The organism is Neptunitalea chrysea (assembly GCF_027924145.1).
Taxonomy (GTDB): Bacteria; Bacteroidota; Bacteroidia; order Flavobacteriales; family Flavobacteriaceae; genus Neptunitalea; species Neptunitalea chrysea.
On sequence record NZ_BRVP01000001.1, the window covers coordinates 157,422 to 172,799 of the forward strand.

The 15,378-nt window shown below is 32.7% G+C and carries 14 protein-coding genes and 1 riboswitch; of the genes, 8 read left to right on the top strand and 6 right to left on the bottom strand.

Annotated features, from left to right (window positions below):
- The first annotated feature begins 111 nt into the window (after positions 1–111).
- On the top strand, positions 112–525 hold the full coding sequence (locus NBRC110019_RS00665; protein ID WP_281751284.1) for a hypothetical protein: 414 nt from the start codon (positions 112–114) through the stop codon (positions 523–525).
- Here the strand turns inward: NBRC110019_RS00665 and NBRC110019_RS00670 are convergent.
- From NBRC110019_RS00670 to NBRC110019_RS00685, 4 genes are all read right to left on the bottom strand, one after another.
- Positions 522–1,136, bottom strand: coding sequence for a deoxynucleoside kinase (locus tag NBRC110019_RS00670; protein ID WP_281751286.1), 615 nt, complete (start codon positions 1,134–1,136; stop codon positions 522–524). The two genes, NBRC110019_RS00665 and NBRC110019_RS00670, sit on opposite strands and share 4 nt — an antisense overlap.
- A complete protein-coding gene (locus NBRC110019_RS00675) occupies positions 1,137–1,916 on the bottom strand; it encodes a hypothetical protein (protein ID WP_281751288.1) in 780 nt (259 codons plus the stop codon).
- A 72-nt stretch (positions 1,917–1,988) separates the two neighbouring features.
- Positions 1,989–3,239 carry a BamG family beta-barrel-assembly machinery protein gene (bamG, locus tag NBRC110019_RS00680; RefSeq protein ID WP_281751290.1) on the bottom strand — a complete coding sequence of 417 codons (1,251 nt, stop codon included), beginning with the start codon at positions 3,237–3,239 and terminating at the stop codon, positions 1,989–1,991.
- Positions 3,229–4,551 carry a DUF4270 family protein gene (locus NBRC110019_RS00685; protein WP_281751292.1) on the bottom strand — a complete coding sequence of 441 codons (1,323 nt, stop codon included), beginning with the start codon at positions 4,549–4,551 and terminating at the stop codon, positions 3,229–3,231. The genes bamG and NBRC110019_RS00685 overlap by 11 nt, the downstream gene beginning before the upstream one ends.
- A gap of 343 nt (positions 4,552–4,894) precedes the next feature.
- Between NBRC110019_RS00685 and NBRC110019_RS00690 the strand changes: the two genes are divergently transcribed.
- The 7 genes from NBRC110019_RS00690 (at position 4,895) to NBRC110019_RS00720 (ending at position 12,825) form a co-directional block, all read left to right on the top strand.
- Entirely contained in the window at positions 4,895–5,887 is a 993-nt protein-coding gene (locus NBRC110019_RS00690) for a Kelch repeat-containing protein (protein WP_281751294.1), read from the top strand.
- 108 nt (positions 5,888–5,995) lie between these two features.
- Positions 5,996–6,340 carry a DUF4907 domain-containing protein gene (locus NBRC110019_RS00695; RefSeq protein WP_281751296.1) on the top strand — a complete coding sequence of 115 codons (345 nt, stop codon included), beginning with the start codon at positions 5,996–5,998 and terminating at the stop codon, positions 6,338–6,340.
- 300 nt (positions 6,341–6,640) lie between these two features.
- Positions 6,641–7,453 carry a sensor histidine kinase gene (locus NBRC110019_RS00700; protein WP_281751298.1) on the top strand — a complete coding sequence of 271 codons (813 nt, stop codon included), beginning with the start codon at positions 6,641–6,643 and terminating at the stop codon, positions 7,451–7,453.
- Entirely contained in the window at positions 7,450–8,181 is a 732-nt protein-coding gene (locus NBRC110019_RS00705; protein WP_281751299.1) for a LytR/AlgR family response regulator transcription factor, read from the top strand. The genes NBRC110019_RS00700 and NBRC110019_RS00705 overlap by 4 nt, the downstream gene beginning before the upstream one ends.
- 149 nt (positions 8,182–8,330) lie before the next feature.
- Positions 8,331–9,221, top strand: a complete 891-nt coding sequence (locus tag NBRC110019_RS00710; RefSeq protein WP_281751302.1) for a GLPGLI family protein — start codon at positions 8,331–8,333, stop codon at positions 9,219–9,221.
- A gap of 19 nt (positions 9,222–9,240) precedes the next feature.
- Positions 9,241–11,940 (top strand): TonB-dependent receptor, encoded by a 2,700-nt coding sequence (locus NBRC110019_RS00715; protein ID WP_281751304.1) that lies wholly within the window; start codon positions 9,241–9,243, stop codon positions 11,938–11,940.
- A 288-nt stretch (positions 11,941–12,228) separates the two neighbouring features.
- Positions 12,229–12,825 carry an HNH endonuclease family protein gene (locus NBRC110019_RS00720; RefSeq protein ID WP_281751306.1) on the top strand — a complete coding sequence of 199 codons (597 nt, stop codon included), beginning with the start codon at positions 12,229–12,231 and terminating at the stop codon, positions 12,823–12,825.
- A gap of 96 nt (positions 12,826–12,921) precedes the next feature.
- Here NBRC110019_RS00720 and NBRC110019_RS00725 read toward each other — a convergent pair whose 3' ends face one another.
- Both NBRC110019_RS00725 and metK read right to left on the bottom strand, forming a co-directional pair.
- Positions 12,922–13,503, bottom strand: a complete 582-nt coding sequence (locus NBRC110019_RS00725; RefSeq protein WP_281751308.1) for an LOG family protein — start codon at positions 13,501–13,503, stop codon at positions 12,922–12,924.
- A 36-nt stretch (positions 13,504–13,539) separates the two neighbouring features.
- The gene (gene metK / locus NBRC110019_RS00730) at positions 13,540–14,793 is read right to left on the bottom strand and encodes a methionine adenosyltransferase (RefSeq protein ID WP_281751311.1); all 1,254 of its coding nucleotides are present in this window, start codon (positions 14,791–14,793) and stop codon (positions 13,540–13,542) included.
- Between the two features lie 358 nt (positions 14,794–15,151).
- Positions 15,152–15,264, top strand: a riboswitch (SAM riboswitch).
- The last annotated feature ends 114 nt before the right edge of the window (positions 15,265–15,378 follow it).

Below are 15,378 nucleotides of genomic sequence, written 5' to 3' on the forward strand. Positions count from 1 at the left end.
TTGTTGTTAAATAGACGAGGTTTTTTTTTATTTTTTAATAAAACGTTTTTTTGAGTTTGGTGGTTTAAAAAAAAAAGTTGAAATTAGGGCTGCCTAACTTAAACCAACACTATGAATTTAATAAAGCTGTTTTCAAAAACCACAGGTTTTTTTGAAACTACATCTCATATGGCTTTTGCTATCAGTGAAGACTCCTCAGGGTCATCAAAAGCTTGGCAGATATCTTGGGGGAAGGGAGTTTCAGTAAACCTTAAAGTAAAAAAATTACTTAAGAAAAAAGGATTTGGTAATATAAAGTATCAGTCTCCGCATGAAGAGCATGGACACTTTGTCGTCCGTGGTTTTTGGGTTGTTGTAAAGTGTAGTAGAAATCAGGCTAATCAGGAATATGTTTCTTATGGAATGGGAGCAGATCAGGGTAGCTATCAACATGCCGAAGAAAAAGCATTGCTTAATCTAAGGCACTATGATACTGATTGGAATGATAGTTATGGGTATTCTATTTCCAGAAAAGGAATTTTTTAGAATAACCCATTTAGCTCGGCATCTATTCTATTGATGATGTCTCCTAAATCTTCCGGGTTTTCTACAAAATCTATGTTATCAACGTCCACAATAAGAAGTTTTCCTCGGTTGTAACCGTGAATCCATGCCTCGTAGCGTTCATTTAAGCGACTTAGATAGTCAATTGAAATTGTATTTTCATAATCTCGGCCTCTTTTATGAATTTGTTTTACGAGGTTTGGTATTGAACTTCTTAAATAGATAAGTAAATCTGGAGCCTGTACTAAACTTTCCATTAGTTCAAATAGAGAGGTATAGTTTTCAAAGTCTCTGTTAGTCATAAGTCCCATAGCATGTAAGTTAGGGGCAAATATGTGAGCGTCTTCGTAGATAGTTCTATCTTGAATAATGGTTTTACCACTTTGCCTTATTTTTAAAATTTGGCGGAATCTACTATTTAAGAAGTAGATTTGAAGGTTAAAACTCCATCGCTCCATTTGGTTGTAAAAATCATCTAAGTAGGGATTGTCTACAACATCTTCTAAATGTGGTTCCCAGCTAAAATGCTTTGCCAGTAACTTTGTTAATGTTGTTTTACCAGCGCCAATGTTTCCTGCTATTGCAATGTGCATCTATTTGTTGTTTTGTTTAGAGTAAACTCTCAATTGTTTTTTTTCTTGATAAATATACAAGTTATCTCTGTTTAGAGAAACATATTCCGAAAAATTGTCGGTATCTATATTTATAGGGGTTAGTTCACTGTTATTTAATTGTAAAATTTGGTTGTTTACAACTACCATGATATCCTTTTTATCTGATATTAATAGTTTGCCATTTGTGCAAGGTATTTTTGTTAATAGACTTCCGTAGGTGTTGTATTGATAGATAAATTTATCGCTTAAAACCCAGCAAAAATTGTAGTTGCTTTTCATGTCTAAAACTTTTTCATGTATAGGAAAACCAATTTTGGTAGATTGCTCGGTTTGGTAGTTGTAAAGTTCAAGTTGTTGAGTGTTAGTGTCAAAAACCCAAATGTTTTGAGAGGAGCCTGTTGTTGCAAACTGAATATTTTTAAAAGATCCGTTTAGCGAAAAATTGATTTTGTAAAACTCGTTAAGCGCATTGTCTAGTATTACTACCGTATTAAATTTTTTGTATAATACTGTTATTCGTAATGGATTTAAAATGTCGACAGAAGAAATACTATCTAGCAGTATATTATTATAAGATGTAATCGTTTGTTTTTGTTGTTTAATAAGAGTGTTTCCTTGGCTGTAATAGAAGTTTTCAAAATCATCGACCCCATAAAAGGCAGAGGCTTTAAAATTCAAAGAATCCTTTTTTAAATAGCTTACGGTAGATTGTCCGTAATTGGCTATTGAGAAGAGAAATAGTATAAAGAAAAAACGCATTTAGTATTTTTTTATAAAAATACTAAATGCGTAAAACAATCAATTATACTCTTAAAAAAGTTTAACTAGTTTTTAGTTAATTTTATTTTTAACAAACCACATGTTTTCTAATGATAGGTTAATACTAACCATGTGATAGTTTTCTTTTACAAGTGATGATGATACAACACCTCTTTTACCATAAGAATAAGATATATTAATAAAAGAGTTGTTACGTAGGCTTAATGGTAATCCTAAACCTAAGGTGAGTGCTTTGTTGTCTATAGTCTCATCGTTAATGGTTAAATATCCATTGTCATAACAGAAACCGCCTCTGTAGCGTACACGATCCCAATATTTAAAAGATCTGTCACTTTTTAGGTATTCAAAACCAACACCAATAAAGTCTTTGTCTTTAAAAGTTCCTAAGTTGTCTGTTTGGTCAGTAGTGCCCCATAACGATCTTTTATAATCTGCATTTATGGTAAATTTATCGGCAAAAGTTTTTCTAAAACCAACAGCAAATTCAAATGGTAAATCAAAGTTGTCTATTTCTAGTTCTTCATCATCAGAAACTGTTATGCTGGCAAGATCAATAATTTTGCTAACCTCTATGTTTTGCGAAGCATGTAAACTGGTTGGAAATTTTACTGTAGCACCAAAGCCAAATTTTTCGTTTACATCTATTTGTGCCCCAACGGCGGCTCTTAGGTTTTTATAATATGTGTTTCTATCTATGTATAAGTAGCTATTATTATAAGTAATAACTTCATTTTCATCAATAGCACCAAATATATATTCAAGACTACCACCCAAACGTATTGCTTTGTTAAGAGCTATGCCGTAACTAGCTTTAAAGCTATTTAATCCTCCACTACCATTTACATATGTGGTGTAAGTTTCTGTGCTTCCTTCTACGTTAGTTTGTAGTCCTATTAATTCGTATCCTACATTGGAGTAAGGGGTAAGTACAATGCTTACAGCAGATTTAGGAGTTACTGGAAACGCTACGGCCAAATTAGCAAAGTTGGTTCTTACTTTACTATCGTCAGACTTATTGTTTTGGTATGTATCCATTTCTCCATTTATACCTATGTCAAACATAAATGACTTTTTAAATATACTACCAAGAGATGCTGGGTTTAAATTATTTAGCTCATAAGTAGAGCCAAAAGCAACACCACTTTTACCCAAGGCATTTGTTTTACCTAAATTAGCCTCGTTAAATACTCCTAATCCGTATAACGAATAAGGAGAGCCTGTAAGATTATTTGTGGTTTGCGCGTTTGCTATATACATGCATGCAATAGCAAGTATTACCGTTATATAAAGTCTATTCATCATTGTAAAGGGCATAAGTTATTACCAATTCAGCATTAAATTCATTTGTGTCACTATCATTAAAAATTGCTCTGTCTACACAGGTTTCATAATCTATAGGAAGTAGGCATAGAGATAAATCATCATCAATAGTACTTGCTAATATGTTGTCTGCAAAAGTAACAATGTTAATGGTGTAATACGTTTCACTAAATTCTGTTTTAGACGTTAATAGCGCGTTAACTTCTTCGCCTGCATAATCATACAAATGTTGTGATAATTCCTGATGCCTGTTAATGATGTAAACACTCAAAGAATCGCTTAAATTTCTGTTATCTGAATAGTTCTCTTGATTAACATAAACTTTTAGATAGGCATTCAGAACAGTTCCTGAGTCTCCTAGTTCAAAGAGTGATTTCATATGAGGTATTCTAATGGTATTACCAATACCAATACCGCCCTGCATATAGAAATGGTTTTCTGTTGTGTTTGATAGGTAGGTTTCTTCTTCGTCTTCAAAGTTCTCAAAGTTGGTTCCTGTTTTATCAGATTCTATATGATTGAAATAGGTTTCAGGAGTGTCTGTGGTATTCAGAATTAAATCAATACTCTGAACATCGTTAGATACATCTTCAGGTACAGAATAGTAAAGACGAACGTATGTATTGTCTGAATCTGATGAGAAACCTAAAATGGATCCGTCATCATTAAATACAGGTTGAATAGTAATGCCATTAAAGAAGTCTCTGAATAAATTGATGTCTGTGATATTGCCATCTTGAATTTCGGAAAATAATTCTTGACCAAAGGTAGCGTCTAATGTAATTCTAATAGAGTCGCTACTCATAGGTTTTGGTGTAAATGTATGACTTCCAAAAATAGTGGTGTCGTCATAGTTTAAGGTACTCGTGTTGTAGAAATAATCTTCATTGTTTTTAGGTTTGATACGCTCAGTAACCTCATGAACATTATACGTCATTTGTGTAAGCGTATCGTTATAGAAATAATTGTCGTATCCCATAACTAAAACAATACTGTCAAAAACCCCTTCATCATCAACATCATATGTTTCTGGGGTAAATTCCAGATATGAAGAACTGTAAGTTTTCCCAAAAACCGGATCTGAATACGATCCTAATAATAATCGATCTCCAATAGGAAATGGAATACTATCAAATTTAAAACTTGAAAATTCCACCGTCATGGTGTCAATACTGAATACTTTTGTGTTTGTATTTGTAAAAGATTCCCCGGCCTCAAGAGTAATATCGTCTGCTGTGTTACAGGCAATTATAGTGATTGCGAATGTGCACAACCAAAAAAGTTTTTTCATCATCTCACTTTATTTTCTTCAAAAGTATTTTTATCTATATATATATAAAATCATATTATACGTATTTGCCGATTTTTAAGACTAAACAGGGGTTTTTAAAGATGTACAGTGTAGCGTCTGTTGGTAGATTTTTTATATCGGTTTGTATGTTAAAAAACCTATTTCGTCTATTTGATTTTACTTAAAGAAAGAGGCTGAATAGATTTGTTTCGAAATGTTTTTTTAAGCACAGTCATTCAATTGTGGAATAACTAATTTTTAGTATTGTTTGAGGTGTAGGTTTTTGACAAATATAAAAACTTTGATAGCGTAATTTTTAAGAATATTATATAACTCTAAAATGAACATGAAAAAGTTTAATGGTTTTAAAAGAATTAGTGCAATACTTCCTTTAATGGTGCTTTTAGTAGCCTGTGGAAGTGATGACGATGATGACTCTATAGGAAACTGGGTAGAACGTTCTTCGCTTAATGGTAAAGCAAGAAGTAGTGCAGTTTCTTTTGTAATAGATAATAAAGGATATATTTCTACAGGTTATGATGGGGATGATTACCGTGTAGATACATGGCAATATGATATAAGTGGAGATTATTGGGTACAGGTGGCTGATTTTACGGGTACTGCCCGTAGCTCTGCAGCTTCATTTGTTGTAGGTGGAAAAGGGTATGTAGGTACAGGTTATGACGGGACTAATGAATTGGGAGATTTTTTTAAATATGATCCGGATGCAAATTCTTGGTCTCAAGTAGCTGATTTTCCTGATGATCCTCGTAGAGGTGGTGTAGGTTTTGCTGGAACTTCATACGGATTTTTTGGTAGTGGAACCGATGGAGATAATGATAGAAAAGATTTTTGGAAATATGATCCTTCACTTGATAACTGGACTGAAGTTGTTGGTTTTGGTGGGGGTAAAAGACACGATGCTACCACATTTACAATAGATAACATGGTGTATTTTGGTACTGGTGTTTCTAATAGTACCTATTTAACAGATTTTTGGTCGTTTAATACCGATACTGAAGTATGGACAAGATTAGAAGAGCTTGATGATGATGATGATTATGATGTTGTAAGAAGTAATGCTGCAGGTTTTGCAATTAATGGTTATGGTTATGTTGCTTGTGGTGTTTACAGTTCTCAAATTAACAGTGTTTGGGAATACGACCCTTCTAACGATACTTGGGAGGAAAAAACAGATTTCGAGTTAACTACTAGAAGAGATCCTGTTGCTTTTTCTAACGGAACACAAGGTTATGTGTTATTGGGTAGAAACGGTACAAGTTATTTAGATGATATGATGGAGTTTTATCCATTTGATGAATATGATGATGAGGACTAATTTTTAGAGTTTTATTTAGTTCTTAAACAGAGGTTCGGTAGTTTATTCCCCCTCCGAGCCTCTTCTTTATCTTTTAGTTAGAAAAACGTAGTTACGATATAATTTAAGATGAAGAAAAATAAAAAATCTTTTATAGCAACAATAGTTGTTGTTATAGTAGTTTGTAGTGTGATGCTGTTTGTTTATGCAAAATTTACTACAGTTAGTAATAGTTCACCAGAGATAGAATGTTATGAGATTGAAGGTGAGTATGGTTATAAAATATATATTAATGGTGAGGTTTTTATAAACCAGCCGTTTATTCCTTCTGTTAGTGGTAACCCCCCTTTTTGTAGTAAAGCCGATGCTAGTTCTGTAGCAACGCTTGTTAGGAATAGGTTAATGTTAAAAAGAAGCTATACTGTAACAAAAAAGGATATTGAAAAACTTCAAATTTCTTTATATTGTCTGTAATTATTGTATTAACTAGCTATGGGAGTTGCATCTGAAAAAAAAATAATACTGATACATGTGCTTATTTGGACATGCTTCATCTCATTAAGTTGGGTTCAGTTTTATACCGATTTTAAAGAGGTAACTGCTCAGTTCTACTATAGTAAGTTAATTAATATTGGAGTTTTTTACTTTAACTACCTCTACTTAGTTCCTAAGTTTTTACTGAAGAGAAATCTTAAACAGTATCTATTTTTTATAATTGTCTTATTATTGACAATAGTTGTCTTAAACAATTTTTTTCAACCTGAATTTATTAGGATGGAAAGAGTTGGTGAGGTAGCGCAACGAGTTGGGCACATAGAACCTGCTATGCCTAAAGGTGGTTTTAATCCGAATCCTGATTTTAAACCAGATATGCCTAATAGATGGGTTTTTAAATATATAATGCCATCGGTAGTGCCTTTATTGCTTATTGTTATTGGTACGGTAATAAAAATGTATGCTGAATGGAGGGCTACAGAAGAAACTAAAAAAGAAATTGCTGCAAAAAAATTGTCTTCTGAATTGCAGCTTTTAAAGGCGCAATTAAATCCACATTTTTTATTTAATTCGTTAAATACAATTTATTCGTTATCTGTAAAACAATCTACAGAAACATCGGATGCGGTAATAAATCTTTCGGAGATGATGCGTTACATGTTGTATGAGGCTGATAAAGAATTAGTGCCATTAGAGAAAGAGCTTGATTATTTACATAACTATATTTATTTACAAAGGTTACGTTTGGCAAATGATCAGGAAGTTACTTCAAATATTCATGGGGATTATTATCACAAAAAAATTCAGCCCTTATTGTTTGTTTCGTTTGTAGAGAATGCTTTTAAATACGGAACCGATTTTACCGGTAAAACAAAAATTAAGATTGTTATTGGTATAAAAGACGATAGTCTTACGTTTTTCTGCGAGAATGTTATTGGTAGGGTTGATAAAGATAAAAGAAGCTCGGGGATAGGGCTTGAAAATACCAAAAGTAGGTTAAAGTTATTGTATCCAGGTACCCATGATTTAACTATAACAAATGAAAATGGTAAGTTTACAGTAAACTTATTCGTAAAATTTAATAAATCATGAAGTGTGTAATAATTGATGACGAACCCTTGGCAATAGATGTAATAAAAAGTTATTGTGAACGTATTGATTTTATTGAGATAGTAGGGGTTTTTACCAATGCTATAGATGCTCATTTAGTACTTAATAGCAAGCAAGTAGACCTTATTTTTTTAGATATAGAGATGCCACAAATAAACGGCATTGAATTTATTAACTCAATATCAAACAAACCTTTATTTATTTTTACCACGGCATATTCTGAATATGCTTTAGAAGGATTTGAGTTAAATGCGGTAGATTATTTAATGAAACCTATTCCTTATCATCGCTTTGTTAAGTCGGTGTTAAGGGCTAAGGAGATAATGAATTTTAAGAACAATCAAATTACTTCACTTATGAATACTTTTCCAGCATATGGTTCTGTTACGGAAGAACCTAAGTTAATATTTCTAAGATCTGATTACGAGAACGTAAAAGTGGAAGTTAATGATATAAAATATGTACAAGGATTAAAAGATTATCTAAAAGTAAATTTAGAAAGCACTAATAAATCAATTATAACGCTATCTAATTTTAAAGATATTTCCGAAAAACTACCGAAACATAATTTTATACGTATCCATAAATCGTACTTGGTTAACATACATCATATCAAATCTGTACAAAAGAGTCGTGTGGTTATTGGTGATGAAAAAGTACCTATTGGCGATAGTTATAAAGCAGATTTTTTCAACCGATTGGGTATTTAACACTCATTAGCACTAGTTAACTAATAATGTAAGTGTTAATTGTTTATTTTATTTCCTGAAAGACTAAACCTTTTATAAAAAAAGAAGTCTAAAGTTTATAATAAAAAAATCCTATCCAACGAGGGTTTTTGAAAATCATTTTTTTAAATATGAAAAGATATTTTGTTTACGTTATCGGATTACTAAGTTTTGTATCCGGCTATGCTCAGGAATTTCAGGGAGTAGCACAATACGAGTCTAAGACCTCATTCGATTTTGATATGGGTGATCGTAAGATTCCAGACGATATGAAAAAGCGTATGGAAGAACGCATGAAGTCTATGTTTGAGAAAACCTTTATTCTAACATTTAATAAAACGGAAGCCACTTATTTAGAACTAGAAAAGCTTGAAACGCCCGGTCAAAATGGAGGACGTCCGCGTATGCCTGGTTTTGGTGGTTCAGGGAAATATTATAAGAATATAAAAGATAATCGTTATACCAATCAAGTGGAGGTATTTGGAAAAATGTTTCTAGTAAAAGATACCTTAAATCATTTACAATGGAAACTTGAAAATGAGAGTAAAAAAATTGGTAACTACACTTGTTTTAAGGCTACAGCTGTAAAGCCTGTAGATCAGTTCGATTTTAAAAATATGCGTCCTCGAGGAAGAAGAGGTGGAGATAATAAGGAAGGTGAAGAAAATCCTGAAAAGGAAAAGGATACTACTAAAACTTCACTTTTAGATCAGATAGAAGTACCTAAAGAAATTACCATTACAGCATGGTATACCCCTGAGATACCTGTAAGCATGGGGCCTGATGAATATAACGGATTACCAGGGTTAATTTTAGAAATAAATGCTAATCGTACTACGATACTTTGTTCTAAAATAACGTTAAATCCTTCTGGAACAGAAGATATAAAAGAGCCTAGTAAAGGGAAGGAAGTATCTCAAGAAGAATTTAATGATATTATGAAGAAGAAGATGGAGGAAATGCGTGAACGTTTTAGATCTGGTGGCGGAAGACGTGGAGGTAGTCCAGGTAGAATGTTTTAATGTTTAGGTGCAGGATATTATGAGAATTTTATTAGTTATTGTTTGTAGTCTCTTTTTGGGAAGTTATAGTTATGCCCAAAATATTACGGTAAAAGGAACTGTTAAAGATGCGCAAGGAAATGTTCTTGAAATGGCAAATGTTATTGCTATTAACCAAGAAACACAAAATTTAGATGCCTTTGGTATTTCTAATACTCAAGGGTTATACAAATTGAATTTAAAGGCGGGTGCTACTTATACACTTAAAGTAACCTTTTTAGGGTATAAGGCTATTGAGGAGAGTTATACAGCCCCAACAGAAAATGTAACCAGAGATTTTATAATGGAAGAAGCAGCTAATGAGTTAGATGCTGTAGAGGTTACATATGAAATGCCTGTTACTGTAAAAGGAGATACTATAGTGTACGACTCCGATTCTTTTAGCAATGGTACCGAGAAAAAGTTAGAAGATATTCTTAAAAAGTTACCAGGAGTAGAGGTTAATGATGAAGGACAAATTGAGGTAGAAGGAAAAACGGTTACTAAGGTAATGGTGGAAGGAAAAGATTTTTTTGATGGCGACTCTAAGTTAGCTGCTCAAAATATACCTTCAAATGCCGTTGATAAAATTGAGGTGTTAAGAAACCATAATGAGGTTTCTCAGTTAAAAGGTCTTACCAATGACCAAGATAATGTGGCCTTAAATATTAAACTTAAAGAGGGGAAGAAAAATTTTTGGTTTGGAGATATTTCTGTGGCTGTCGGATTAGATGAACGCTATTTAGTGCATCCTAAACTATTCTATTACAGTCCTAAGTATAGTATTAATATTATTACGGATTTAAATAATATAGGAGAGTTACCGTTTACAATGCGAGATTACTTCAATTTTACTGGTGGCTTTAGAGACATTAATAGTAGAGGGGGTACAAGCTTTAGTGTATCGTCTAATGGGTTAGGGCTTTCTACACTACAGAATAACAGAGCTAAAGAAATTGACACTAAGTTTGGAGCAGCTAATTTTAGTTATTCTCCTACTAAAACTTGGGGTTTAAGCGGGTTCTTAATCTATTCTTATTCTAAAACAGCTTTAGAAGAACAGCGTTTTAGACGATTTGCTGATCCTAATAATACCAACAATCAATTCGGAGAAGAGGAAGATGCATATACTAATACGAATCAGAAAACGAGCTTAGGTTTGGCAAAATTCAGTTCTACGTATAAGCCTAATACCAATCTTCAATTTGATTATGATGCTTTATTAAAATTATCAGATCAGGAAGAAAGTAGAAATGTACTTTCTATTTCTAGTGTAACAGATGAGATTTATGAGAACAAAACGCAAAAACCATTGTCGTTAAATCAGAATGCAAATCTGTATTATACAATCAACGATAAAAATATTTTAGCGGTAGAGGCACAACATTTATATCAGGATGAAGATCCTTTTTATAATGCTATAAGAGAAGAACAGCCGTTTGTTGGTATTGTTCCTACAGATGATACCCAAAGCATGTACGATATTAATCAGGATAAGAGGGTTAAAACGAGCAAGCTAGATGCCAAAGTTGATTACTACTTTGTGCCCGGACCAAAAAGTAACTTAAACTTTACGCTAGGTACAACACAAAGTACTCAAAACTTTAGCTCGCATATATTCCAGATATTAGATGATGGTAGCGAGCTTGGTTTTACTGATGAAGAATTAAATAATGATGTAGATTTTACATTCTCTGATATCTATGCAGGTTTTCATTACAAAGTAATTTCAGGTAAGTTTACTTTTAACCCTGGTTTTACAGCACATGCTTACAAAGCTACTAACGAACAATTAGGTACTTCAGTATCAGATGAGTTAGTAAATGTGGTTCCTGATGTATATGTTAATTTCCAAATGAAAAAATCGCAGAGTTTACGTTTCAATTATGCTATTAATAGACAGTTTACAGATGTTAATAGTTTTGCGCAAGGTTATGTGTTTAGCAATTATAATAGTATGTATAGTGGAAACCGAGATTTAGAGAGTGCATTATATCATACGGTATCGCTTAATTTCTTTAGTTTTAATATGTTTAATTTTACCAACATATTTGCTAATGTAAGCTATAGCAAACAATTAGATGCGTTTAAAAACAGTAGTGCTATTACAGGAATTAATCAGGTGAGCTCTACCATTAATTCTAATTTTGCCGATGATAATCTTAGTTTTAATGGTCGTTACCAAAGAACCTTTTGGAAATTAAAAGTAGGTACGGGAGCTAGTGTTTCGTATTCTAAAAGAAACAATATTGTAAACCTTGAAAGAAGTATATCCGAGTCATTAACGCAAAATTACAAAGGTAGTATAGCTACTAATTTTAGAGAGGCTCCAAATTTAGAGGTAGGGTACAGTTATAGTGTTAATAACTATGATAATGCGGGTTCTAAAACCATTAACTATACAGATAAACCGTATGTGAAGTTTGATGCAGCGTTTTTGAAAGGGTTTATTTTTACAGCGGATTATGATTATTACCATTTTAAGTCCAAAGATAATACGGTTGATAATGAATATGATTTTCTTGATACTGCATTGTCCTATCAAAAATCTGGTAGTAAATGGGAATATAGTGTAGAAATAACGAACCTATTAAATACAAAAAGTTTAAATCAGGATAGTTTTAGTGACTTGTATAATACAACATCACAATACTTCATACAGCCACGTTATGTAATGTTTAAAGTGAAGTATAATTTATAGGTAAGGGTTGTATTAATAAGAGGGTTTCCTAAACACTGAGAATCAGTCGCATATTTAAAAATTATTTGACAGATTAATCTCAGTGTTTTTGATGTTATTTTTGTAGAAACAGAATAATTTTGTTAAGAAGCAAAGCCAATTCTGTTATTTTTTCTTAAAAAAAGATTAAAATATAACGTGTAAAAATACATTAGTGTGTATTTTTAATATAAAGTGTTATATTAGCGCAATAACAACCTCCCAAACTGTTGTTAATGTATTTTTTGTATTAACCCAAACCCTTAAAGGATGATTAGAAATTTTTGGAATGAAACGTGGAAACCCCTACAATTTGATGACAAGGTTTGTGAAACAGAGACCTTTAAAATCTCCAACTATGGTAGAATAATTGATTGTAGAGGAGAAGAGGAAGTGCTTGTCAAGTCTAAGTATGTAAATGGATATGAGAAATTGACGGTACGTCTTTCTCCCGATTACGTTAAGGAAAAGCAAGCAGCTACTAAAAAGAAAATTAACAAGTTTACTACACGTTATGTGCACAAATTAGTGGCAGAACATTTTCTTGAAAAAGAAGAAGGCAAGCAGTATGTAATTCATGTTAACTACATTAAGAAGGAAAACAAGGTAGAGAACCTTAAATGGGCAACTAAAAGAGAAAAAGAGTTGCATCAGTTTTCCAATCCAGAGTTTAAGAATATAGATAGAGGAGATCGTATCAAATATTCTAAACTTACCGAAGGAAGAGTTAAAATCTTAAAGAAAAAGTTATTAGACCCAAACAGAAGAACGCGTTTGAAAATTTTAGCAAAGCAATTTGGAGTGTCTGAAATGCAATTGCATAGAATTAAAACCGGTGAAAACTGGGGGCATGTAACTATTGATTAGATTGAGGTCTTATGGAAAATAGACTATAAAAAAGGTGCTTTAAATTTTTATTAAAAGCACCTTTTTTAGGTTTATTATATGTTTAATATCTTATAGCTATATGTCTTCTTTTCCAATCCATTGGGTTACATTTGGCGCCTCATAGTTACGCATCTTTTCTAAAAGATCATCTATAGTATTACTAATGACCACCATTTGTCTGTAATTAGGTTTTAAAAGCCCTTTGTTAACCATGGTATCAAAAAAAGCGATGAGTTCATCATAATACCCAGCTATGTTTAAAATACCTATTGGCTTTTTATGTAATCCTAGTTGCGCCCATGTAAGCATTTCAAATAATTCATCTAAGGTACCATAACCACCCGGTAATGTAATAACACCATCACATAGCTCGTTCATCTTTTCTTTACGTTCAAGCATGGTCTCTACTAAAATCAGTCGGTCTATACCTAAATGAGCAACTTCTTTTTGTTGTAAAAAATAAGGGAGTACTCCAGTAACATTGCCATTGTTTTCCAAAACTCCATCGGCTAATTTTCCCATCAAACCCAGTTTAGAACCACCATAGATAAGCGTTATTTTTTGTTCCGCTAAAGCAGTTCCCAGTAAGTAGGCTTGTTCTTCAAATAGAGGGTCGGTACCCGAACTAGATCCACAGAATACAACAATATTTTTCATATCAAAAAGTTTAAAGATGCTATGACATAAAGATACTTAAGAAATACGAAAAACCTCTTTTACTTTGTCAACATAATCTAATTTTTCCCAAGTAAATAACTCTACTTCTTTAGTAGTAGTATCACCGTTAGGAGCTGTAAAAACTTTAGTAATTTGCTGAGGCTTTCTTCCCATGTGTCCGTAAGCTGCAGTTTCACTGTAAATAGGATTACGTAATTTTAACCGTTGCTCAATAAAGTACGGCCTCATATCAAAAATAGAAGCAATCTTTTGAGCAATTTCTGCGTTGGTTAAATTGGTTTTATTGGTTCCGTAGGTATCAACAAAAATTCCCATAGGTTCTGCTACACCAATGGCATAACTTACCTGCACTAAAATTTCGTTGGCCACACCGGCAGCTACTAAATTTTTTGCAATATGACGGGTAGCATAAGCCGCACTTCTATCTACTTTACTAGGGTCTTTACCAGAAAAAGCACCACCACCATGCGCACCTTTACCACCGTAGGTATCTACAATAATTTTACGCCCTGTTAATCCGGTATCACCATGAGGTCCCCCAATAACAAATTTACCTGTAGGGTTTATATGGTATTTAATATCTGCGTTAAACAAATGTGCATATTGGGGATGTTTTTCAATGATGCGCGGAATTAAAATGTTGGTAATATCTTCTTTAATTTTAGCCAACATAGCCAGCTCTTCATCAAAATCATCATGTTGGGTCGAAAGAACAATAGTATCAATACGCTCTGGTTTGTTATCATCGCTGTACTGCAACGTAACCTGACTCTTAGCATCTGGGCGTAAATAAGTAATTTCTTTGTTTTCTCTTCTAAGTTCGGCAAGTTCTTGTAGTAATTTATGAGACAAATCTAATGCTAATGGCATATAATCCTCAGTCTCATTAGAAGCGTATCCAAACATAATTCCTTGGTCACCTGCCCCCTGATCTTCTTTATTAACTTTATCTACTCCTTGATTAATTTCTGTAGATTGTTCATGTATAGCCGATAATACACCACACGAATTAGCCTCAAACATGTATTCGCTTTTGGTGTAGCCAATTTTTTTAATTACTTGCCTGGCAATATCCTGTACATCCAGATAAGTAGTAGATTTTACTTCACCTGCTAAAATTACTTGTCCGGTTGTAACTAAGGTTTCACAAGCTACTTTTGATTCTGAATCAAAAGCTAAAAAATTATCTATAAGAGCATCACTAATCTGATCTGCAATTTTATCAGGATGTCCTTCGCTAACGGATTCTGATGTGAAAAAATACGACATAATCTTTCTCTATTTTAATGTTACTCACTCCGTGAGATTTTATGTTTCGGGTTGTGCCGAAAAAAATAATATTCTAGTTATAATGAAACTTTGCAAACTACATTTGGTAGTTCACTTCTTAGAGAAATAAAAAATGACCGAAAGGTTATCTAAAGAGTAGACGTGTACTGCTTTAGCATTTTTTATGGAGGTCGCAATCAGTCAAATTTATCCTCTAATGGGGCAAAGGTATGAAAACAAATATTAATAAAAACCTAATTGCGCGGAATATTTTTAGCTAAAAAAATGTAAAAATATTTGGTTTATATATTTAATATGACGTTACTTTGCATTGTTAAAAGTTCAAATACTTATTGAAGTGTTATCAAGAAAGGCGGAGGGAATAGACCCTGAGAAGCCTTGGCAACCCTTTATTCTTTTATAAAGAAGGTGCTAAATTCTACCTCGAATATACGAGAGGATAGATAACAACGAGTAATACTTTCTGTATTATTTTAGTTTTTCTTAATAACATTTTTCTGTAAGCAGCCTTTGATAAAAGGCCTTGTTTGGCTTTTGGTTTAATATTTTTTATTTAACTAAATG